This window comes from Actinomadura sp. KC345 (genome assembly GCF_004348515.1).
Taxonomy (GTDB): Bacteria; Actinomycetota; Actinomycetes; order Streptosporangiales; family Streptosporangiaceae; genus Spirillospora.
In genome coordinates, this window is record NZ_SMKH01000146.1 from 1 (window position 1) to 18,715 (window position 18,715).

The 18,715-nt window shown below is 69.8% G+C and carries 23 protein-coding genes; 13 read left to right on the forward strand and 10 right to left on the reverse strand.

The genetic code is table 11. From position 1 onward, the window contains the following. The coding region (locus tag E1281_RS22970; protein ID WP_165959058.1) for an endonuclease/exonuclease/phosphatase family protein at positions 1-277 on the reverse strand (277 nt) is incomplete at its 3' end. A gap of 302 nt (positions 278-579) precedes the next feature. On the opposite strand from E1281_RS22970, the gene E1281_RS22975 reads away from it, so the two are divergent. The 3 genes from E1281_RS22975 (at position 580) to E1281_RS22985 (ending at position 3,147) form a co-directional block, all read left to right on the forward strand. After that, entirely contained in the window at positions 580-882 is a 303-nt protein-coding gene (locus E1281_RS22975; RefSeq protein WP_131881474.1) for a hypothetical protein, read from the forward strand. Positions 883-1,039: 157 nt separating this feature from the next. After that, entirely contained in the window at positions 1,040-2,146 is a 1,107-nt protein-coding gene (locus tag E1281_RS22980; protein ID WP_131881476.1) for an LLM class flavin-dependent oxidoreductase, read from the forward strand. After that, complete coding sequence (locus E1281_RS22985; protein ID WP_131881478.1) at positions 2,143-3,147, forward strand: helix-turn-helix transcriptional regulator; 1,005 nt, start codon at positions 2,143-2,145, stop codon at positions 3,145-3,147. Before E1281_RS22980 ends, E1281_RS22985 begins: the two co-directional genes overlap by 4 nt. A 2-nt stretch (positions 3,148-3,149) precedes the next feature. On the opposite strand, the gene E1281_RS22990 is transcribed toward E1281_RS22985, so the two are convergent. From E1281_RS22990 to E1281_RS23015, 6 genes are all read right to left on the reverse strand, one after another. Continuing rightward, a complete protein-coding gene (locus E1281_RS22990; protein ID WP_131881480.1) occupies positions 3,150-3,491 on the reverse strand; it encodes a hypothetical protein in 342 nt (113 codons plus the stop codon). Between the two features lie 13 nt (positions 3,492-3,504). Next, complete coding sequence (locus E1281_RS22995) at positions 3,505-4,305, reverse strand: alpha/beta fold hydrolase (RefSeq protein WP_131881482.1); 801 nt, start codon at positions 4,303-4,305, stop codon at positions 3,505-3,507. A gap of 147 nt (positions 4,306-4,452) precedes the next feature. After that, entirely contained in the window at positions 4,453-5,211 is a 759-nt protein-coding gene (locus E1281_RS23000; RefSeq protein ID WP_131881484.1) for a GyrI-like domain-containing protein, read from the reverse strand. A 49-nt stretch (positions 5,212-5,260) separates the two neighbouring features. Continuing rightward, positions 5,261-6,358, reverse strand: a complete 1,098-nt coding sequence (locus E1281_RS23005; protein WP_347813303.1) for a CapA family protein — start codon at positions 6,356-6,358, stop codon at positions 5,261-5,263. A gap of 434 nt (positions 6,359-6,792) precedes the next feature. Continuing rightward, the gene (locus E1281_RS23010; RefSeq protein WP_131881486.1) at positions 6,793-7,557 is read right to left on the reverse strand and encodes a paraslipin; all 765 of its coding nucleotides are present in this window, start codon (positions 7,555-7,557) and stop codon (positions 6,793-6,795) included. After that, positions 7,554-8,000, reverse strand: coding sequence for an NfeD family protein (locus tag E1281_RS23015; protein ID WP_131881488.1), 447 nt, complete (start codon positions 7,998-8,000; stop codon positions 7,554-7,556). Before E1281_RS23015 ends, E1281_RS23010 begins: the two co-directional genes overlap by 4 nt. A gap of 146 nt (positions 8,001-8,146) precedes the next feature. Here E1281_RS23015 and E1281_RS23020 point away from each other — a divergent pair, with 146 nt between their 5' ends. The 8 genes from E1281_RS23020 (at position 8,147) to E1281_RS23050 (ending at position 15,156) form a co-directional block, all read left to right on the forward strand. After that, the gene (locus E1281_RS23020; protein ID WP_131881490.1) at positions 8,147-10,381 is read left to right on the forward strand and encodes a molybdopterin oxidoreductase family protein; all 2,235 of its coding nucleotides are present in this window, start codon (positions 8,147-8,149) and stop codon (positions 10,379-10,381) included. Positions 10,382-10,486: 105 nt separating this feature from the next. Continuing rightward, positions 10,487-11,404 (forward strand): Rieske (2Fe-2S) protein, encoded by a 918-nt coding sequence (locus E1281_RS23025; RefSeq protein ID WP_131881491.1) that lies wholly within the window; start codon positions 10,487-10,489, stop codon positions 11,402-11,404. 103 nt (positions 11,405-11,507) lie between these two features. After that, positions 11,508-11,639, forward strand: a complete 132-nt coding sequence (locus E1281_RS42660; RefSeq protein ID WP_279433642.1) for a hypothetical protein — start codon at positions 11,508-11,510, stop codon at positions 11,637-11,639. Positions 11,640-11,655: 16 nt separating this feature from the next. Next, entirely contained in the window at positions 11,656-12,006 is a 351-nt protein-coding gene (locus E1281_RS23030; RefSeq protein WP_131881493.1) for an SMR family transporter, read from the forward strand. Continuing rightward, positions 12,003-12,329, forward strand: a complete 327-nt coding sequence (locus E1281_RS23035; RefSeq protein WP_131881495.1) for an SMR family transporter — start codon at positions 12,003-12,005, stop codon at positions 12,327-12,329. The genes E1281_RS23030 and E1281_RS23035 overlap by 4 nt, the downstream gene beginning before the upstream one ends. 183 nt (positions 12,330-12,512) lie before the next feature. Then, entirely contained in the window at positions 12,513-12,947 is a 435-nt protein-coding gene (locus E1281_RS23040; protein WP_131881497.1) for a hypothetical protein, read from the forward strand. Positions 12,948-13,165: 218 nt separating this feature from the next. After that, on the forward strand, positions 13,166-14,629 hold the full coding sequence (locus E1281_RS23045; RefSeq protein WP_131881498.1) for an MFS transporter: 1,464 nt from the start codon (positions 13,166-13,168) through the stop codon (positions 14,627-14,629). 83 nt (positions 14,630-14,712) lie between these two features. Beyond that, positions 14,713-15,156 carry a bacteriocin immunity protein gene (locus tag E1281_RS23050; protein WP_131881500.1) on the forward strand — a complete coding sequence of 148 codons (444 nt, stop codon included), beginning with the start codon at positions 14,713-14,715 and terminating at the stop codon, positions 15,154-15,156. Between the two features lie 414 nt (positions 15,157-15,570). On the opposite strand, the gene E1281_RS23055 is transcribed toward E1281_RS23050, so the two are convergent. From E1281_RS23055 to E1281_RS23065, 3 genes are all read right to left on the reverse strand, one after another. Beyond that, positions 15,571-16,296 carry a VOC family protein gene (locus E1281_RS23055; RefSeq protein ID WP_207943434.1) on the reverse strand — a complete coding sequence of 242 codons (726 nt, stop codon included), beginning with the start codon at positions 16,294-16,296 and terminating at the stop codon, positions 15,571-15,573. A gap of 136 nt (positions 16,297-16,432) precedes the next feature. Continuing rightward, positions 16,433-16,810, reverse strand: coding sequence for a hypothetical protein (locus E1281_RS23060; RefSeq protein WP_131881501.1), 378 nt, complete (start codon positions 16,808-16,810; stop codon positions 16,433-16,435). Between the two features lie 32 nt (positions 16,811-16,842). Beyond that, positions 16,843-17,301 (reverse strand): ATP-binding protein, encoded by a 459-nt coding sequence (locus E1281_RS23065; RefSeq protein ID WP_131881503.1) that lies wholly within the window; start codon positions 17,299-17,301, stop codon positions 16,843-16,845. Between the two features lie 87 nt (positions 17,302-17,388). Here E1281_RS23065 and E1281_RS23070 point away from each other — a divergent pair, with 87 nt between their 5' ends. Both E1281_RS23070 and E1281_RS23075 read left to right on the forward strand, forming a co-directional pair. Beyond that, positions 17,389-18,198, forward strand: coding sequence for a helix-turn-helix transcriptional regulator (locus tag E1281_RS23070; protein ID WP_131881505.1), 810 nt, complete (start codon positions 17,389-17,391; stop codon positions 18,196-18,198). Next, complete coding sequence (locus E1281_RS23075; protein ID WP_131881507.1) at positions 18,195-18,386, forward strand: DUF397 domain-containing protein; 192 nt, start codon at positions 18,195-18,197, stop codon at positions 18,384-18,386. The genes E1281_RS23070 and E1281_RS23075 overlap by 4 nt, the downstream gene beginning before the upstream one ends. Positions 18,387-18,715 lie beyond the last annotated feature (329 nt).

Genomic DNA, 18,715 nt, shown 5'->3' on the forward strand with positions numbered 1-18,715 from the left:
GGCGGGTGGGAGCGAACGGCCTGTAGTGACGGCGGCTGATCGGCCAGCGGGAGAGGGTCACCAAGCCGCCGCGCACGACCGGAAACGTCTGCGCATGCGCGATGAACGGATACGACCTCAGCGCGCTCCGCAGGCGGGACAGGTTCAGCGGCGATATGACTTCTTGCAGGCACACGACGTCGTAGTCCGCCCGCTCCATGAGCTGCGCCAATACGTCCAGGCGATCCCGGGAACGGCCTCGGAACAGCGTGTTGAAGGTGAGAACGCGGGCCTTCATGATGCTCGCCACTGTACGGGACTTCGACGGCGTCAGCGCGGAGCCGGGGCCACAACGCCCTGCCCAGCGCGGACCACCAAATTGCAATGAATCCGTAGATATTAGTCTATTCTAGACTAGCCCGTCGGCGCGGTGGACTATCTCGTTCGCGTTGAAGAAGGGGGTGCCGTGGGGCATCATTGGAGTCGCACGCCCAGCCGCTGCCATGGAGGCGATCTGTGCTCCCTCCTCTCCGGAGGGGCAGGGATTCCCTACCTCTGGGGCAGCATTCCCGCCCTTCGCGATGCCGAAAGTACCGCTTGATGCGCCCTGCTCCCCTTCCCCTCGACGGGGATCTGACCTGCTCGATGCCCGGCTGCGGTCGCCTGTCGTGCTTCCATGTGCGGCTGGAGACGGCCTCCGCGCCGGACGACGGCCGGGCAGGAGATTCCTGCGGCGCGCACCTGGCCGAGGTCGTCCAGGAATTGGCGAGTTGGGCCAGGGAGCAGCGGCGGGACCCGGCCTCGCAAGTGGTCGTCTACGCGATGACGGACGGCCGCGCAAATGAGGCGAGCGGTCCCGTGGAGCCTTTCGACCGGCTCGCTCTCGGCACCATCCCGATTTGAGCGAATGTTTTCCTCCGTCCCAGTGCCGGGACCTGGTCGAGGCGGCCTGCGGCGAAAAAGTCCGTACCGTGGCTGCATCCGGACGTTGCCCGCCCGCCGGGCGGTTCCGATACTGGGCGGGCAATGCCCAACGCGGACGGACGGAAAAGGGGTCGGCATGGGATTCCAGCTCGGCTTGTTCTCACCCAACACCGAATCGGGGCTCGCGATCACCAACGCCCCGGAAAGGTGGCACGCGACCTGGGACAACAATCTCCGTCTCGCGCGGCTGGCGGACGAGGCGGGCATCGACTTCCTGCTGCCCGTCGCCCGCTGGACCGACTGGGGTCCCGACACCGACTTTCACCGCAGCGCCCTCGACCCGCTGGTGTGGGCGTCCGGCCTCCTCGCGCACACCGGACGGCTCCGCGTGTTCAGCACCGTCCACACCGCGTTCCACCATCCGGTCGTCGCGGCCAAGCAGCTCGCGACCGCCGACCATCTCAGCAAGGGGCGGATCGGGCTGAACATCGTCGCGGGCTGGCACGCTCCCGAGTACGAGATGTTCGGTCTCACGCTGCCCGACGACCACGACACCCGCTACGGGCTCGCGCAGGAGTGGTGGGACGTCGTCAAGCGCATCTGGTCGACCGACGAGCCGTTCGATCATGAGGGCACGTTCTTCCAGCTCAAGAACGTCGTGGGGAGGCCTAAGCCGTACAACGGCCACAGCCTCCCCGTCATCAACGCGGGGTCGTCCACGCAGGGGCGCTCGTTCGCCGCGCGCAACGCCAGCCGCGCGTTCACCGTCGTCGGCGGCCCCGAGGATGGCGCGGAGATCGTGAAGGCCATCCGCGCGGAGGCCGCGTCCTACGGGCGTACGGTCGGGGTCTTCACGCTCGGTCACGTCGTCTGCCGGCCGACGAAGACCGAGGCCGAGGAGTTCCTGCGCTACTACGCCGACGAGCAGGCCGACTGGCCCGCCGTGGACGAGGTGATGCGGTTGCAGGGGCTGCACGCGCAGTCGTTCACGCCCGAGATGCTGGAGGTCTACCGGGGCAGGTTCGCCGCCGGCCACGGAAGCTGCCCGGTGATCGGCGATCCTGACGACGTCGCGGACGCGCTCGCGGAGTTCGCGAATGCGGGATTCGACGGTATCGCTCTGTCGTTCCTCAATTACGCTGATGAACTGGGCTACTTCGCCGCGGAGGTCATGCCGCGGTTGCGTGCCCGTGGTGTCCTGTCCACCGACCCTCAGGAAACGGCGCCGCCGACACGAACATGACTTCTCCCGAGACCTCCCCGCCCCTGTCGGCCTACCAGCGGGTCGCCAGCAAGGACATTCGTGTCCTGCACGACACGGTCGAACCGTTCGCCGTTGGGCACGACCTCCAGGCCAGGGAGCCGGGCCTCCCGCTGGACGGCCTCGTCAACGCCATCGCCGTAGGAGCGGTCAACCTTGTCTGGGTGCGCTACGGGGGCGGTGGGGTCATCGTGGACACGCCACCGACCGAAGGACACTTCGCCATGTGCGCGCCCATCGCGCCGATGGGCGTCGAGTACCGGTCGACCAAGAACCAGGACACCGCCGGGGGCAGCCTCGTCCTGTCCCACGACGAGGCGATGCGGATGACGCCGCACCCGACGCTGGGCTGCCTCGTCATCGCCACGAGCACCGGGCGGCTCGCCGACCACCTCTCCGCCCACCTGGGACGGCAGCACCGCCCGCCGCTGCGGTTCCACAACGTGGACGGGCCGGGGATCGCGCCGACCTCGATCGTCGAACGCACCTGGCGGCACGTCTGCGGCGTGCTCGACCACGCGACCGCGCAGGGCGGCCTGCACCCGCTCGCGGCGCGGAGCCTGGAGGAGTCGCTGCTCACCGCCATCCTCCTCGGCCTGCCGCACACCGCCATGGAGAGCCTCACGGAGGCGCCCGGCCGGGTACCGCACCACCTCGCCGAGACGATCCGGGCGTGGGTCGACGCCAATCACCACCGTCCGATCGGCGTCATCGACATCGCCGTGGCCGTGGGGATCAGCGTCCGGCAGCTCCAGGCCATCTGCCAGGACCAGTGGGGCCTGACCCCGACGCAGCTCTTGCGCGGGATACGGCTCGACCATGCGCGCACCGCGCTCGTCGAGGCCCGGCCCGGCCCGCGCACGGTCACGGAGGTCGCCGGGGCCGCCGGCTACCTCCACATGAGCCGCTTCGCCGCCCACTACCGGCAGCGTTTCGGGGAGACCCCCACCCAGACCCTCAAGCGATGCGCGGACGTCGCCTGACGTCAGCTCTGGCGGCTTCCGGCGTTCGCGAGGAGGCGGTCCCCGGCGATGCGGCCGATGCGGCCGATCGCTCGGTTCGCTGTGGGCGACACCCGGGAGAGGGCACGGCCCAGGCGTGCTTCTGCGGCGACGTACGCGACCGGAGTGTCCCGCCGGACGGCCCGCAGCACGGCCCGCGCGACCTTCTCTGGCGGGAGCCCCCGCCGCTCTACGGCACGGCCTACCCGCTCACGCAGGTCACCGTCCACGCCTGGGGCCATGCCCACGAAGCGGGTCCGGCCGGTGATAGGTGTGTCGATCGCTCCAGGGCAGATGGCGGAGACGCCGACGCCGTAGCGCTCCATGTCGAGGCGGAAGCTACAGCCGGGACACGGGTCCGCGTGCCGACAGCAGCAGCGATTGCGAGCCGTACTTGTCCTTGACGGGGACGATGAGCTGGACGGGAACGTCCGTCCGCCCCTCGTCGGCCGGCCGTGCGGATCCGGCGGTACGGGCGTTGCGGCGGCCCATGTTGGCGCGGTACAGGCCGAGCCCGTTGCGGGCGTCCACCGGCAGCGTCCCGGCCGGGTGCCCCGACCGCGGCTCGGCGCCCTCACGCAACCCCATCACCCGCGGGAAGCCCGCAGCCAGCACGCGGGCCGCGACCTCCCCCACCTTCGGCGTCATGAACACCGGCATGTAGACGCTCCGGCGCGCCTGCCCGAGGACCTCCGCCGCCCCCCGCGGCCCCGAGCGGACGGCCTGCCGCGCCCAGCGCGCCATGTGCCGCCGGTCAGGCCCGGAGATCGAGGTGAACGAGGCGATCCGGCCGCGCAGCCGCTCCCCGATCACGGCCTCCCAGCCCTGCACCGAGCCCCAGTCGTGGCCCACCAGGTGGACGGGCTCATCGGCGCCCACACCGTCCAGGACGGCCTCCAGGTCGCCCATGAGCGCGTCAAGCCGGTAGTCCAGCGGGTCGGATGGACTGCTGGACGCTCCGGCGCCCCGCACGTCGTAGACGACGACGCGGAACCGCGCGGCGAGCCGCCCGGCGACCTCGTCCCACATCGCGCCCGTGTCGGGGTAGCCGTGGACGAGGACCACCGTCGGCCGGTGTCCCTCGCCGCGCACCCGCACCGCCAGCTCGATCTCGCCCGACCTCACCCGCTGGTCTCGCATGAGAAGCCCGCCCGCCTTCCGCAGAAGCTCGTTTCCCGTGAAACCCTGCTTCCGGGCAAACTACGCCTCTGCGGAAGGCCGACGAAAGCTCCCGGTTTCCCTACCGCACGGCCAGGCGGAGGATCGTGCGCATCTCCTCATACCAGCTCATTGGTCATCCTCCACGCGAACCATCACCCGGGTCTCCAGGCGTTCGGGCGGCGTGGTCGCGGGGTCGTTGAGGTACACCTCGCGGACGGGACCGGCGGGCGTGTGCCCGTAGTCGCCGAACCACGCGAGCACGCCATGGACCGTGAGCGAAATCTCCTCGTACGGGCCGACATGGCGGGCCGACGCGAACGCACCGCCCGGCAGGAGGTCGTCGCCATTCGCGGCCTGGACGGTCACGCGGACGTCGAACTCCTCCTCCATGTCCAGCGGGAACAGGCCGATCAGGACGCCTTCCGGCGACATCCGCGGCAGGAGGCGCCCCACGCACAGCGCCGTCGCGTCCGGGATCGTCGCCGGCGTCGCGGGCTCCCGCGCGACGAACACGCGCCGCGCCGGTTCCCGGACGATCGACACGTCGTTCTCCGGCAGCCCCTCCGCGAGCACGCGGTCCAGGAGCCGCAGGCCGCGCTGCCTGCGGGCGATGTCGGCCTCGATCCGGTCGCGTGCCGCTTTCAGGTCGCCGCCCCCGTCCCCGGACAGGACGCGGGCCACGACCGGCAGCGGGACGTCCATCGCCCGCAGCAGGCCGATCATCAGCGCGTCCCGGGCCTGGCCGGGCCGGTAGTACCGGTAGTCGGACTCCGGGTCCGTCCACGCCGGGGCGAGCAGCCCCAGGTCGCCGTAGTGCCGGAGTTGCTTGACGCTCAGCCGGCACAGCCGCGCGAAGCGCCCGATCGGCAGGAGATCGTTGCTCACAGGCTCCACCCTGGTGGCTCCCAGGGTGGGAGAGTCCAGCTCAACGCCCTCAGGACGGACGCGCGTCGAGTCCGGTGCACTGCCGGAGCCCGTTCCACCGCTTCACCGCGGACTTCGCCTCGGCGCCCTTCAAGGGAATGGGGAGGCCACCGGAGATCCGGGCGGGATCCCACTTGTCCTTGGTGACCTTGCCGTTCTCCACCTTCAGGTACAGCACGCCGGACTCCGCCGTCTTGCCGTTGGCCGAGTAGAACACGAAGTTTCCCAGGCCATAGTGGACGTACGCACCGTCCTGGTAGCCGCCGCCCAGCGGGATGTGCGCGTGCCCGCCGACGAGGATGTCCGCGCCGGCCGCGATGAGCTTCTCGGCGAGTTCCTTCTGGCGCGGCAGCGGGCAGGGCTCCAGTTCCGCTCCCCAGTGCAGGTGGACGATGACGACGTCGGAGCCCTTGCGCGCCTCCTTCACCGCCTGGACCATCCGCGGGACGTCTTTGGCGGACGCAAGGCCGCCCTGGGTGTCGGTGGCCGTCCACGCCTGGATCAGGTTGTCGTCCAGGACTTGTGTCGCCCCGACGATGGCGAGCTTGTTGCCTTTGACGGTCACGCGGTAAGGACGGAACGCCTCATCGGCGTTCTTGCCGATGCCGACGGTCGGGAACCCGGTGCGCTTGATGGCGGTCAAGGAGTCGCGTAGGCCGCCCTCCATGAAGTCCATGCCGTGGTTGTTGGCCATGGAGGTGACGTCCACTCCGGCGGCCTTCAACGCCTTGAACGCGCTCGGCGGGGCGCGGAAGGCGAACTCCTTGCCGGGCGCCTTCGTCCCGCCGGTCGTGATGGCCGTCTCCAGGTTGACCATCGCGAGGTCCGCGGCGCTCAGCTTCTTCGCGATCGGCCCGAACGCGGTCTTGGGCTTGCTCAGGCGGGAGCGCAGCATGCCCTCGAAGTGGGTGTCCCCGCCGAACGCGAGGATGATCGGCTCCTTGGCGGGCTGCGCCGGCTTCGTCCCGGCCGAGGGTTCACCGGACGGCGCGGGCGGCGACGTGGCGCCCTTCGCCTCGGAGTCCCCCGAACTGCCGCACGCGGCGGCCGCCAGCGCCAGCGTCCCGGCCATGGCCGCGGCCGCGACCGTCTTTCCCCGCATGGTCATCGCCTCGCCTCCGGCCCGTGCCCCCCACGGACCACCTGGATCGGACGCCAAGCATGCCACGTGCACCCCGCGCCCCAATAGAGACGCAATCCTCGCTCTCTTGAACGATTCGTGTTTATGGGGTTAGGTTGGCCGCAACCTCGCGTGGGACCCCGATGACCCACCCCGGAGGGACGGCCCGGCCTCGGGGCCTCCCTCCTCCCAGGGCGTGTTCCCCTGCAGTACACGCCCAGAAGCGGCCGGGCGGCCTCCCCCGCCCGGCCGCTTCGCCGTTCGCCCACGATCCCTGACCTCGGCCTATAGGCTCCGGCCAGATACCGGACCGAGTGCTAGAGAGCCCGAGCATGCCCCTCCCCGCCTGGGCGACGGACCCCTCAAGCCTCCTCATCACCGAGGAGGAGTACGAGGCAGCTCGTAGGCGGTGTCGGGCTCGGTCAGTTCTTGAGGTGAGTCTTGGTGCGTGGCCTTTCCGAGGCCGACTTGGCTTCGTCCAGGGTGCCGTTGAAGGCTTGGGAGACGGCCTGTAGGGCGGTGGTCACCTCGCTGGGGATGACCCAGAAGGTGCTGCCATTGCCCTCCGCGGTGAGGATCTTGGAGGCGCGGGCGCCCTCGGCGGTCAGGATCGCGGCGCGCTTCTCGCGCTCGGCGCGCATCTGCTTCTCCATCGCGTCCTTGATGGACGGCGGCGGCTCGATCGCCTTGATCTCCACGCGGGTGACGCGGATGCCCCATTTGCCGGACGCGTCGTCCAGCACGCCGCGCAGCGCGGTGTTGATCCGGTCGCGGGACGTCAGCGTGGCCTCCAGGTCGAGGGTGCCGATGACGTTGCGCAGGGTCGTCGCGGTCAGCTGCTCGATCGCCTTGATGTAGTTCACGATCTCGTAGTCGGCGGCGCGCGGGTCGGTGACCTGGAAGAACAGCACGGTGTCGATGTGGACGACGACGTTGTCCTCGGTGATGACCGGCTGGGCCTTGAACGAGACCACCTGCTCGCGCAGGTCGAGGCTGGGTTTGACGCGGTCGACGAACGGGATGACGAAGCTGATGCCGGGTTCGAGCGTGCGGTGGTAACGGCCCAGGCGCTCCACGTTGCGGGCCCGTGCCTGCGGGATGATCCACACGGCTCGCATCATCGCGGTGACGAGCAGGGCCACTCCGGCGGCCAGGGCTATGAGGACGGTGATGGCGATGTCGGTCATCGTTGCTCCTCGGTGGAGACCGGATAGAGCAGGGCCGTGGCCCCTTCGATGGCGAGGACGTCGGCGAGGGCGCCGGCCGGGATGACGAGGCCGGGGTCGTAGGGGCGGGCCGTCCACTCCTCGCCGCCGATCCGGGCGCGCCCGCCCTGGCGGTTCACCTCGGTGAGGGTGATCGCCTCGCGGCCCACGAGCGCGGCGGTTCCCGAGCGCAGCGGCGGCGGCTGGGCGATGTGGCGGCGGGCGACCGGGCGGACGACGACCAGGCCGGCGAGCGAGCCGACGGCGAAGACCGCGACCTGGGCTGCGAGCGGGAGGCCCAGGGCACCGGTGAGCCCGGCGGCGAGGGCGGCGACGGCCAGCAGGCCGAGGGCCAGCGTGACCGTGAACATCTCGGCGATTCCGAGCAGCGCGGCGACCAGCAGCCAGACCGCCCACGGCTCCATAGCAGCTCCCAGCGCTGCCGAAAAGTCCTCTTTGTCAAGATAACTCCGGATCGGCGTTCCGGCCATGCTTGACCTGTCACGTCATGGCGCCTCACCGGGAGAGAGGCCATGATGGGAAAGGAACCACTTACAAGGAGTGTGTCTCGATGGGTGACCGCACGGCCTTCCGCACCTGCCCCCTCTGCGAAGCCCTGTGCGGGCTCGAACTGGCCCTGGACGACGCGGGGACGGTGACACGCGTCCGCGGTGACGCGAAGGACCCGTTCAGCATGGGGTTCATCTGCCCAAAGGGCGCGACCCTGGGCAGCCTGGACGGTGACCCGGACCGGCTGGCGGAGCCGCTCGTCCGGAACGGCGAGGAGCACGCGCCCATCGGCTGGGACGAGGCGTTCGAGACCGTCCGGGACAGGCTGTCCGACGTCATCGCGCGGCACGGGCGCGACTCGGTCGCCGTCTACATCGGCAACCCGACCGCGCACTCGCTCGCCGGGCCGCTCTACGCCGGAGCGATCGTGAAGGCGATCGGCACCCGCAACCTCTTCACGGCCAGCACCGCCGACCAGATGCCCAAACACGTCGCCTGCGGGCACATGTTCGGCGATCCCCTCGCGATCCCCGTGCCCGACCTGGACCGCACCGACCATCTGCTCATGCTCGGCGCCAATCCCCTGGAGTCGAACGGAAGCCTGTGCTCCGCACCGGACTTCCCCGGACGCCTCAAAGCGATCCGGGCGCGCGGCGGCAAGGTCGTCGTCGTGGACCCGCGCCGTACACGGACGGCCGCTCTCGCCGACGAGCACATGTTCATCCGTCCCGGCACGGACGCCTTCCTTCTCATGGCGCTCGTCCACACGCTGTTCGCCGAGGATCTGGTCGCGTCCCCCGAGCACCTGGACGGGCGCGTCAACGGCCTGGACGAGCTGCGCGCCCTCGCCGTCGACTTCGCGCCCGAGCGCGTCGCGGAGACCACGGGCGTCGAGGCGAGCACGATCCGCCGGACGGCGCGCGAACTGGCCGCGGCCGGGCGCGCCGCCGTCTACGGCCGCATCGGCACCTGCACCCAGGCCTACGGGACGCTCAACAGCTGGCTCGTGGACGTCCTCAACGTCCTCACCGGGAACCTCGACCGTCCCGGCGGCGCGATGTTCCCGCTCCCCGCGCACGCTCCCGCGTACCGGCGCAAGAAGCCGTTCACGACCGGGCGGTGGCGCAGCCGCGTCCGCGGACTGCCCGAGGTCAACGGCGAACTGCCCGTCGCGACGCTGGTCGACGAGATCGAGACGCCCGGGGAAGGCCAGATCAAGGCGCTGATCACGATCGGCGGGAACCCGGCGCTGTCGGCGCCGAACGCCGCCCGGCTCGACGGCGCGCTCGCCGGGCTGGAGTTCATGGTCAGCGTCGACCCGTACCTGAACGAGACGACCCGGCACGCGACCGTGGTCCTGCCGCCGCCCCGTCCCGTGCAGACGCCGCACTACGACGTCGCGCTGGTGGGGCTCGCCGTCCGCAACTACGCGCGCTACTCGCCGCCGATCGTGCCGCTGCCGGACGGGCGGCCCAGCGAGTCGGACATCCTGGCGCGGCTCGCCGTACTCGCCTCCGGGACGGACGGCGACCCGGCGGCCCTGGACGAGGTGATCATTACCTCGACCCTGGCGAAGGCCGCGACCGCCGGAGGCTCGCCCGTGCAGGGACGCGATCCCGATGAGCTGCGCAAGATGCTCGACAGCGGGACGCCGACCGAGCAACGGCTCGACATGATGCTGCGCCTCGGCCCGTACGGGGACGGCTTCGGCGCCGACCCGTCCGGCCTCACGCTGACGAAGCTCCGCACCGAGCATCCGCACGGCCTCGACCTGGGCGCCCTTGAGCCGCGCCTGGAGCAGGTCCTCTGCACGACGTCCGGCCGGGTCGAGCTGTGCCCGTCCACGTTCGCCGCCGTCGTGGACCGCCTGCACTCGGCCTTGCGCGCCGCCAGGCCGTCCAACGGGATGGTGCTGATCGGACGCCGCCATCTGCGCTCCAACAACAGCTGGTTGCACAACCTCCCCGAACTGGTGCGCGGCTCCAACACCTGCACGCTCCAGCTCAACCCGGCCGATGCGGACCGCCTGGGCGTCACCGCGGGCGACAGCGTCCGCGTCGTGTCCCGGACGGGTGCGGTCGAGGCCGTCGCCGAGCCCACCGACACCGTGATGCCCGGCGTCGTCAGCCTCCCGCACGGCTGGGGCCACGACCGTCCCGGCACCCGCACGGGGGTCGCTCACCAGCACGCGGGCGTCAACGTCAACGCCGTCACCGACGAACGTGAGATCGATCCCCTGTCCGGCAACGCGGTGTTCAACGGCGTCCCCGTCACCGTCGAGGCCCTGGCGCGCTGACCCCCGGTTTAGTCCCCCTCCCTCCAGGAAGGAATGATTGGCCGCAGGCGGACGCGGAAGACTAATGTCGCACCAGGCGTCTCGGCACGGCCGCGAAGGAGGGGCATGGACCGCAGGGCGAACATCTTCCGGCGCATGTCCCGGCCGCAGGGGTCGACGCGCCTGGCGGACGCGACGGAGGGCCTGGAGCATGCGCGCGGCTTGGACCGCACCATCCGCGTGCTGTCCACGGCCGTGCGGCGGACGCTGCGCCCCGGACCGGTCAAGGACGCCCTCCACGGCGTCCCGGTCGGGCACCCGGCTCACCCGCCGCTGACCGACGTCCCGATGGGCCTGTGGATGTCCGCGGCCGTCCTCGACCTCATGCCGGGCACGCGCCGCGCCTCGCAGGCCCTCGTCGCCGCCGGGCTCGCCGGCGCCGTCCCGACCGTCCTCACCGGCATCGCCGACTGGGCGGCGATGCACCGCGAGCAGCAGCGCGTCGGCCTCGTCCACGCGGCCGGCATGGCGACGGCCAGCACGCTGTACTCGGCGTCCTTCCTGGCCCGCTACCAGGGACGGGACGGCGCCGGACGCGCCTTCGGGTTCGCGGGCCTCACCGCCCTCCTGGCGGGCGGCTACCTGGGCGGCCACCTCGCCTTCCGCCAGGCCGCGGGCGCCAGCCACGCCGACCAGACCGCGCACCTGGTCGCCCTCGGCTGGCACGACCTGTGCTCCACCGAAGAGCTCCCGGACGGCTGGCCGGTACACCGCCGCCTCGGCTACATCGGCCTGTTCGTGCTGCGCACCGGCGACGACGTCCATGTCCTCACCGACCGCTGCAGCCACCTCGCCGGACCGCTCCACCAGGGCCGCATCGTCACCGACGACAACGCCGACGCCTGCGTCATCTGCCCCTGGCACGGCAGCACCTTCCGCGTCCGCGACGGCGCGGTCGTCCACGGACCCGCCACCGCCCGCCAGCCCGCCTTCGAATCCCGCGTGACCGAAGAGGGAATCCTCCAGGTCCGCCCCCTCGGCTGACACCGCCTCTCCTCCTGCGGCACGGGCCCGGCCAAGATCACGTCCGGCGTCATTCCGTAACTCGGCGGATGCCGCTCACCTTCCGGGAGGTAAAGTCGCCCGGATGGAGAGCGACACCCGGCGGCGCATCCCGGGCGGCGCGCTGGAACCGCTGCACGCCGCCGATCCACCGGCGTCTTCTTCGTCCCCGAACACGACCGTGCCCGGGTCCTCGCGGTCGCCGGGGACCCGCTGAACGACGAGGCGTCCCGATGAAGAAGTGGATGCCGCTGTTCGCGGCGATCCTGCTGGAGGTGACCGGCACGCTGGCGCTGCGCGCCGCGGTGGATCACCCGGCCTGGTACGCGCTCGTGACCGTCGGCTATCTCGGCGCGTTCGCCGCGCTCAGCGTGGCTCTGCGCGCCGGCTTGGGCGTCGGCGTGGCCTACGGCATCTGGGCGGCCTCCGGCGTCGTGCTGACCGCCGTGCTCGCCGCCGTCATCTTCGGCGACGCGCTCACCGCCATGATGGGCGTGGGCATCGCCCTGGTCATCGCCGGGGTCCTGTGCGTGGAACTCGGCTCCCAGAACGCCCACCGCCGGGAGGAGGAGACCACCGCATGACCTGGCTGTTCCTCATGGGCGCGATCCTCTCCGAAGTCGCAGGCACCCTGTCCCTGCGGATGGCGTCCCAGCCCGGCGGGCACAAGGCATGGCTGCTGGCGGTGTCCTGCGGCTACCTGGCCGCTTTCGCCCTGCTGGCGCTCGCCCTGTACGACGGCCTGAGCGTCGGCGTGGCCTACGGCATCTGGGCCGCCACCGGCGTCGCGCTGACCGCCGTCGCCTCGCGCGTCCTGTTCAAGGAGGCTCTGACCAAGGTCATGGGCCTGGGCATCGCCCTGATCGCCGCGGGCGTCCTGTTCATCGAACTCGGCGCCACCCACTGACCGCCACCGGACCGGCCGGTCCCGGGACGGTCGGCGGCCGGTCACCACGACGACGGCGTGGCTGTACGATCGCGGCCCGGGGCGACCGGCCTTCTGCGAACGTCTCGAACAGCGGGCCTGGACCCAGGCGGAGACGAGCTTCGCACGATACGTACGTCCGAGGAGGTTCTGGTGCCACCGGGTATGCCTGATCAGGCACCGTACATCGAGGAGGCGGTGCGCGGGCTGGTGCGGGTGGCGCCGGAGCACTGGTCTCAGCTGACGTTCACGGTCAGTTCGACCGTCGACTACAGCTCCCAGTTCCTGGAGGTGCTGCTGTCAGACGGGAGCACCACGGCGGCGTTCGCGCCGATCACCGTCACGGACGCGATGGACGACCTGCGCCATGCGATGCACGTACCAGGTCGAGGGACGTGGTTCACCGCCACCCTCACGGTCGACCGGTCGTCGTCCCACTCGATCGAGTTCGACTACGACTCCGAACCCGAGTTCGTACCGCCGCCTTCGCCCGCCAGTTTCGCGCTCGACCAGGAGCACTTCCCTCGCGACGACGACCACCTTCCCGAGTGGCTCCGTGCGAAGCTGGCCGAGGCCGGCGACCAGGCCGAACCCGAGTGAGAGATAGCCCCGCGTTCAGGCATGGCACTCACCGGCGGGCGGGGCGTGTGCGGTAGGCGGCGAAGCCCGCCAGGAACGCGATGCCGGTTCTGAACGGCCAACACCTCGACCCTCCGTTGCGCTTCCGATGGCTCGGCTCCCCCCGGCGGGCACGACCACGGCACGGAATATGTAGCATACACATGTCCTTGCGCGAGTCATTGGGTTCGAGAGGTGGCATGAGTTCTCAGGGTGCTCCCGTTACGCCGCGGACGACGGGCAGGGCGATAGCCGTCGTGGTGGTGTTGTGTTTCAGCAGTCTGTCCGCGTCGTTGATGCAGTCGCTGGTGATCCCGATCCAGAGCGATCTTCCGAGGCTGCTGTCGACCTCGCCGAGCACGGCGTCGTGGGTGGTGACGGCCACGCTGCTCGGCGGCGGCGTGGCCATGCCCATCAGCGGCCGGCTGGCCGACATGTACGGCAAGAAGCCCGTCCTGGTCGTCTCGGCGATCATTCTGCTGATCGGCTCGCTGCTGTGCGCGGTGTCCAGCACGGTCTCCGTGGTGCTGGTCGGCCGCGTGCTGCAGGGCATCGCGATGGGGTACGTCCCGGTGGCGATCAGCATGGTCCGTGAGGCGGCGCCGCCGCACCTGCGCAACACCGCGGTCGCGGGCGTCAGCGCGACCCTGGGCGTCGGCGGCGCGCTCGGTCTGCCGCTGGCGGCGTGGATCGCGCAGGACTTCGACTGGCACGTGCTGTTCGGGGTCTCCGCCGGTCTCGCGGTGGTGATGACCGTGTTGACGGCCACGGTCGTCCCGCATGTGCGTGACGCCCATCCCGGACGGCTGGACGTCGTCGGCGCGCTGGGCCTGGCCGCGGGCCTCGTCGGAGTGCTGGTCGGGGTCTCGAAGGGCAACGACTGGGGCTGGAGCAGCCCGTCCACGATCGGCATGATCAGCGGCGGCGTGGTCGTGCTCCTGCTGTGGGGATGGTACGAGCTGCGCGACGGTGACCCGCTGGTCGACCTGCGCACCTCCGCGCGCAGGCCCGTCCTGCTGACCAATATCGCGGCCGTGCTCATCGGGTTCGGCATGATGGCCCAGGCCATCGTCGTTCCGCAGCTGCTGCAGATGCCCGGGGCCGCGGGCGGGATGGGACAGACCATCCTGCAAGCCGGGCTGTGGATGGCGCCCGGCGGGCTGATGATGATGCTGTTCACCCCGTTGTCCTCCCGGATGCTCACCTCCCTCGGCGCACGCGTCACCATGTCCGCCGGAGCCGGGGTGCTCGCGCTGGGCTACCTGGTCGCCACGCTTCTCATGGACGCGCCCTGGCAGCTGATGGCGGCGACCTGCGTGATCTCGGCCGGAGTCGGCATCGGCTACGCCGCCATGCCCACGCTCATCCTCACCAACGTCCCGGCCGCCGAGTCGGCGGCGAGCGTCGGCCTCAACAGCCTCATGCGCTCCATCGGCACGACCACCGCCGGAGCCGTCATGGCCGTCGTCCTCACCAGCCAGACCATCGAGCTGGCGCCGGGGGCCCCTCCCGTGCCGTCCCAGGGCGCCTTCCAGCTGTGCTTCGCCATCGGCGCCGCCGCGGCCGCCGCCGGCGCGGCCATCGTGCTCTTCATCCCCCGCCAACGACGCACCCGCGACGCCGAAGCCACCGCGCACAAGGACACGGCCCCGGCCACCACCTGACGGCCGAGCCCAGCCGTCCCGACGCGTCGATCGCGCGGGCGCAGCAGTGGAGGACGGCTGGAGGCTCCGGTAAGAATGCGCGGATGGAGCTGCGTCCCGAATTGCTGCCCCCGGTCGTTGCCGCCGAGCGCCTTGATGAGCTGGGGCGTGAGATCGACCGGATCGCCGGTCTCGGCGGTGCCGAGGCCCGGGAGGCGGTGGCCGCGTTCAAGGAGGCCACCGGGCACGACTACGAGGAATTCCGGGAGTACTGGGGTTCGGAGTCCCGTGAGGAAGCCGCTCTCCGGGCGGCGTGGCCGCGGCATCCACGGGTTCCGGACGTCACACGGGCCGAACTCGTGGAGATAGTCCAAAGGATCATGACCAGTCCTTCTCCAGACCAGGACTGGTATCTGCTGGTACTGGAGAGCAACACATCGCACCCGGCGGTCACCGACCTGATCTTCTGGCCGCCACCCGAACTGGAATCGGCGTCCGCCGAGGAGATCGCCGACGCGATCCTGTGCCACCGTCCCATCCCCCTGTGATCCGACCCGGACACAGAAACCGGCCTGCTCATGGAGCAGGCCGGTCTATTGATCACCGGCGGTAACCGGGATAATCGGCGGCGATTCCTCTCGACGAGGCGCTGCGCCTCGTCGAGGCGCCGCTTTCGCTCGGCCGCGGCCGTTGCGTCCCGGTCACGCTGGGCCCGCAGAGCGGCGGCGTCGCGCTGCGCCTTTTCGCTCTCAAGACGCGCCTGACGCTGTTCCTCAGTTTCAGACATGGAAAATACCCCCTTTCGGGTTTGGTTTGTTCACGTACAGTGCTCACCGTCCAGGGGGCGGGGGCCTTGGCAAGTCCCTTGCGACCGCGATCCAGGGCGGCCGGGCGCCGCACCTCGTCGCGCACGAAGATCTTTTCCGGGATGCCGGATCCCCGGCATTCATGCCGGGAGCGCGTCAATCACCTGCGTTCCGAGGTCGGAGGTCGGCGGCGGTGGCGAGAGACTCGGCGAGCGAGGCGCGTTGCGCGTCGGTCTGGTCGAGCGCGTCCAGGCGGGCGAGCAGCTCTTCGGCGCGGCCGGGCTCGTCGAGGCGGAGCGCCAGTTCGGCGCGGTAGACCAGCGCCTCGACCAGGACCGGAACCGGCGTGGCGGCATCGGCCTTGGCGAGCCTGCCGTCCAGGATCTTGGCGGCTTGGCGGGCGTCTCCTTTGGAGTCGCCGAGGACGACGGCGTTCTCCAGGGCGCGAGCCAAAGGCTCAGTGGCTGGGGCGGTGTCGGCACCGGTGTCCTTGCGCTGGAAGATGCGGATCCAATTGCCGCCAGGATCGACGACGCTGAACCCCGAGGCGCCGCCGGCGTTCTTGCGTTTGCGCGGGCGGGTGATGCGCGGGATGCCCCCCACCAGAAGTCTCCCGTGGAGGGCACGCATCCCCGCGGCGAACTCCTCGAAGATCTCCGTGGTGTCGTCCACGGCGACGATGCACGAGCCGTAGGACTGCTCCGGATCGAAACCGGGAATGCCGGCGAACTGCAGCTCGGCATCGCGGTACCGGACGCCGGCACACGGATACGGACGCAGCTGCCGGTAGGTGAGCTCGAATCCGAGCATGCGGTAGAAATCGACGATCTCATCGATGTCCGCGCACGGCAGAATGGGCACGACAATCTCATTGGCCACCATGACTCCCTGATTTCTCGGCACGAAAGCCGTCTCACCGTATCCCGGAGCCTGGACGATTAGCCCATCATCAAATGGCGAGAACTACATTCTCGGACGCACGCGTCGGGCGCCCGGTTCACGGGACGCCGATGCGTTGTCACCAGGTACCGGGGTACAGCCGGTGCTTGAGGAAGCGGTCGACACGGTCCGCCGCTGCCTTCGTGTCGCCGCAAGGGGACAGGAATCCATGACGTCCCCACTTGGAGTCGTGGTAGCCCCACGTGCCACCGGGCGTAGCCAGGACGCTCACCAATACTCCAGCGTCGTCCGTCACACCGCTGGCATACACCCAGAGCTGGGGAACCGGGATCGCATATTCCGGCGTCTCGTACAGCCGGACGAATCGCCAGCCTCTCGGCTTGAGCGCGACCGCCAGCAGATCCAGATGCCGCACCGCGACCTCGCGCCCGCGACGCGTCCGCCACCGCAGGACGTGCCGCTCCAAGCGAGTGCCGATGGGGCCAAAAGGATTCATGAGATGTCCCCTTTCCACGTTGGACGTCCCGGTCAGAGCTCGATGCGCGACCACACCCATTTCCCATGAGGCATAGTCTTCTCGACCTTCCATTCGGAGGAGAGCGCCTCGACGATGGGGAGCCCGCGACCTCCCATGCCGTCCTCGTGACCGAGGTCCAGCGCTTCGCGGTCGGGCGCCACGTCCGCCAAGGTGATCTCACCGAGTGCGTGGACCTTCGGCATCTCGTCCGAGGGGTCCCAGACACCGAGCAGCACACCTTCCGGCTCTCGCCTGAGCAGCACCCGGATTTCGCGGCCTGGCGCACATTCAAGCGCGTTGGTGACCAACTCGCTCGCGATCAGACACATATCCGAAGCCATCCGAAAAAGGCCCCAGTCGCCGAGCTGGAACTCCACCAGGGACCGCACGCGGCCGACCCCCACCTTGTCGGGAACGCACGTGATGTCCAGTTCTCCGGAGATGTCAATATTTGCGTTCAACGCACTCACCCCTCGCCATTTCCTTGCGGCAAGATTCCCTCTTTCCCGCTACCTTTGGCCAGGAGAACTCATGAAATGCGACACCGAAAGGTGATCATGCGCTCACACCCCCCGTTCGACCCAGACGGCAACCTCTGGGATCACATAGCCTTTGAGCTGCGAAGACATCGTCACGAACGCAATCTCTCGCTCGCCGAAGTGGGACAAATCATCGACCGGGACCGGTCTCTGGTAGCCCGTGTTGAATCGGGCGACACGAAGATGCAGGGTGCGCACGCGATGCACCTCGACACCGCCTGGAACACCGGCGGCCGCTTCCAGCGGCTGGTCAACTTCGCCAAGGCCGGCCACGAGGTCGAGTGGTTCCAAACCCACCTGGAGCACGAGGCGACCGCGTCCCACCTGAGGATCTGGGAACTCGGGTGGATGCCCGGCCTCTTCCAGACGGAGGCCTACGCGCGGGCAATCTTCGAGGGATGCGGCGTAGAGGACGTCGAAGAGGGAGTCAGGGCGCGTCTGAGTCGCCAGACGTGCTTGGACCGCCGTCCCAGGCCGAGGATCTGGGTCCTTCTCGATCAGGGGGTACTCGACCAGCCGGTCGGTGGACGGGAGATCATGCGCGAACAGCTCGCGCACCTGGTCGAGTTGGCCCATTGGCCGAACTTCAGAGTCCGAGTCGTCCCGACGGAAGTGGGAAGTCACGTAGGCCGAGACGGCTCGTTCAAGATCATGACCGTGAACGGGGCCGACGTGGTCTACACGGACGCACAAGGTGGCGGGCGGCTCGTCCAGGATGCTGCTGAGATATCCTCCTATCGCGTCTGGTTCGACCTCATCGGGGACGTAGCCCTCCCCAAAGACGCGTCACTGCGCCTGCTCAAAGACACCATGGAGCGGTACTCATGACCACCTGGAGGAAGTCCAGCCACAGCGGTGGCGCCACGACTCAATCAGACTGCGTCGAGGTCGCACGCCTCGACGGGACAGTCGGCCTCCGCGACAGCAAGGCGCCCGACGCCGGGCACCTCTCCCTCTCACCCGCCGCCTTCCACGAACTGCTCTCCCGCGTGAAGCGGCACGACCTGGACACCTGAGTCCCTCGACCCCTGGGCCCCGGCCGCTCGGCCGGGGCCTTCGCCTGCTTTGACCCGGCCGGTCGAGGCGACGAGATCGCGAACTCCATGGGTTCTTGGCGCAGCTTCCTCGTCGACTGCGCGACCTCTCGGCTGACGCCCTCGTTGGATTCCGCCCATTTCCGGAGCTTCGTGTGCACCGTTGCCGGTTACTATCAGTCGGCCGATCGCAACAGTTCGGGGATGACGATGAGTACTGGGCAGGGTCCGTGGGGACCGTACGGCGGTGGACAGCAGCCCTATGGCCCACCGCCACAGCGGCCGGGCTGGGGGGCGCCGCCCCCGCCCGC

Bases quoted from the DNA above. Each gene is read 5' to 3' on its own strand.
- E1281_RS42660 (WP_279433642.1), top strand. From the start codon at position 11,508: ATGGAGAGCGACACCCGGCGGCGCATCCCGGGCGGCGCGCTGGAACCG.
- E1281_RS23050 (WP_131881500.1), top strand. From the start codon at position 14,713: ATGGAGCTGCGTCCCGAATTGCTGCCCCCGGTCGTTGCCGCCGAGCGC.
- E1281_RS23060 (WP_131881501.1), bottom strand. From the start codon at position 16,810: ATGAATCCTTTTGGCCCCATCGGCACTCGCTTGGAGCGGCACGTCCTG.
- E1281_RS23010 (WP_131881486.1), bottom strand. From the start codon at position 7,557: ATGACCGACATCGCCATCACCGTCCTCATAGCCCTGGCCGCCGGAGTG.
- E1281_RS23030 (WP_131881493.1), top strand. From the start codon at position 11,656: ATGAAGAAGTGGATGCCGCTGTTCGCGGCGATCCTGCTGGAGGTGACC.
- E1281_RS23070 (WP_131881505.1), top strand. From the start codon at position 17,389: ATGCGCTCACACCCCCCGTTCGACCCAGACGGCAACCTCTGGGATCAC.
- E1281_RS23045 (WP_131881498.1), top strand. From the start codon at position 13,166: ATGAGTTCTCAGGGTGCTCCCGTTACGCCGCGGACGACGGGCAGGGCG.
- E1281_RS23025 (WP_131881491.1), top strand. From the start codon at position 10,487: ATGGACCGCAGGGCGAACATCTTCCGGCGCATGTCCCGGCCGCAGGGG.
- E1281_RS23040 (WP_131881497.1), top strand. From the start codon at position 12,513: ATGCCTGATCAGGCACCGTACATCGAGGAGGCGGTGCGCGGGCTGGTG.
- E1281_RS23035 (WP_131881495.1), top strand. From the start codon at position 12,003: ATGACCTGGCTGTTCCTCATGGGCGCGATCCTCTCCGAAGTCGCAGGC.
- E1281_RS22990 (WP_131881480.1), bottom strand. From the start codon at position 3,491: ATGGAGCGCTACGGCGTCGGCGTCTCCGCCATCTGCCCTGGAGCGATC.
- E1281_RS22980 (WP_131881476.1), top strand. From the start codon at position 1,040: ATGGGATTCCAGCTCGGCTTGTTCTCACCCAACACCGAATCGGGGCTC.
- E1281_RS23055 (WP_207943434.1), bottom strand. From the start codon at position 16,296: ATGGTGGCCAATGAGATTGTCGTGCCCATTCTGCCGTGCGCGGACATC.
- E1281_RS22985 (WP_131881478.1), top strand. From the start codon at position 2,143: ATGACTTCTCCCGAGACCTCCCCGCCCCTGTCGGCCTACCAGCGGGTC.
- E1281_RS23015 (WP_131881488.1), bottom strand. From the start codon at position 8,000: ATGGAGCCGTGGGCGGTCTGGCTGCTGGTCGCCGCGCTGCTCGGAATC.
- E1281_RS22995 (WP_131881482.1), bottom strand. From the start codon at position 4,305: ATGCGAGACCAGCGGGTGAGGTCGGGCGAGATCGAGCTGGCGGTGCGG.
- E1281_RS22975 (WP_131881474.1), top strand. From the start codon at position 580: ATGCGCCCTGCTCCCCTTCCCCTCGACGGGGATCTGACCTGCTCGATG.
- E1281_RS23005 (WP_347813303.1), bottom strand. From the start codon at position 6,358: ATGACCATGCGGGGAAAGACGGTCGCGGCCGCGGCCATGGCCGGGACG.
- E1281_RS23075 (WP_131881507.1), top strand. From the start codon at position 18,195: ATGACCACCTGGAGGAAGTCCAGCCACAGCGGTGGCGCCACGACTCAA.
- E1281_RS23020 (WP_131881490.1), top strand. From the start codon at position 8,147: ATGGGTGACCGCACGGCCTTCCGCACCTGCCCCCTCTGCGAAGCCCTG.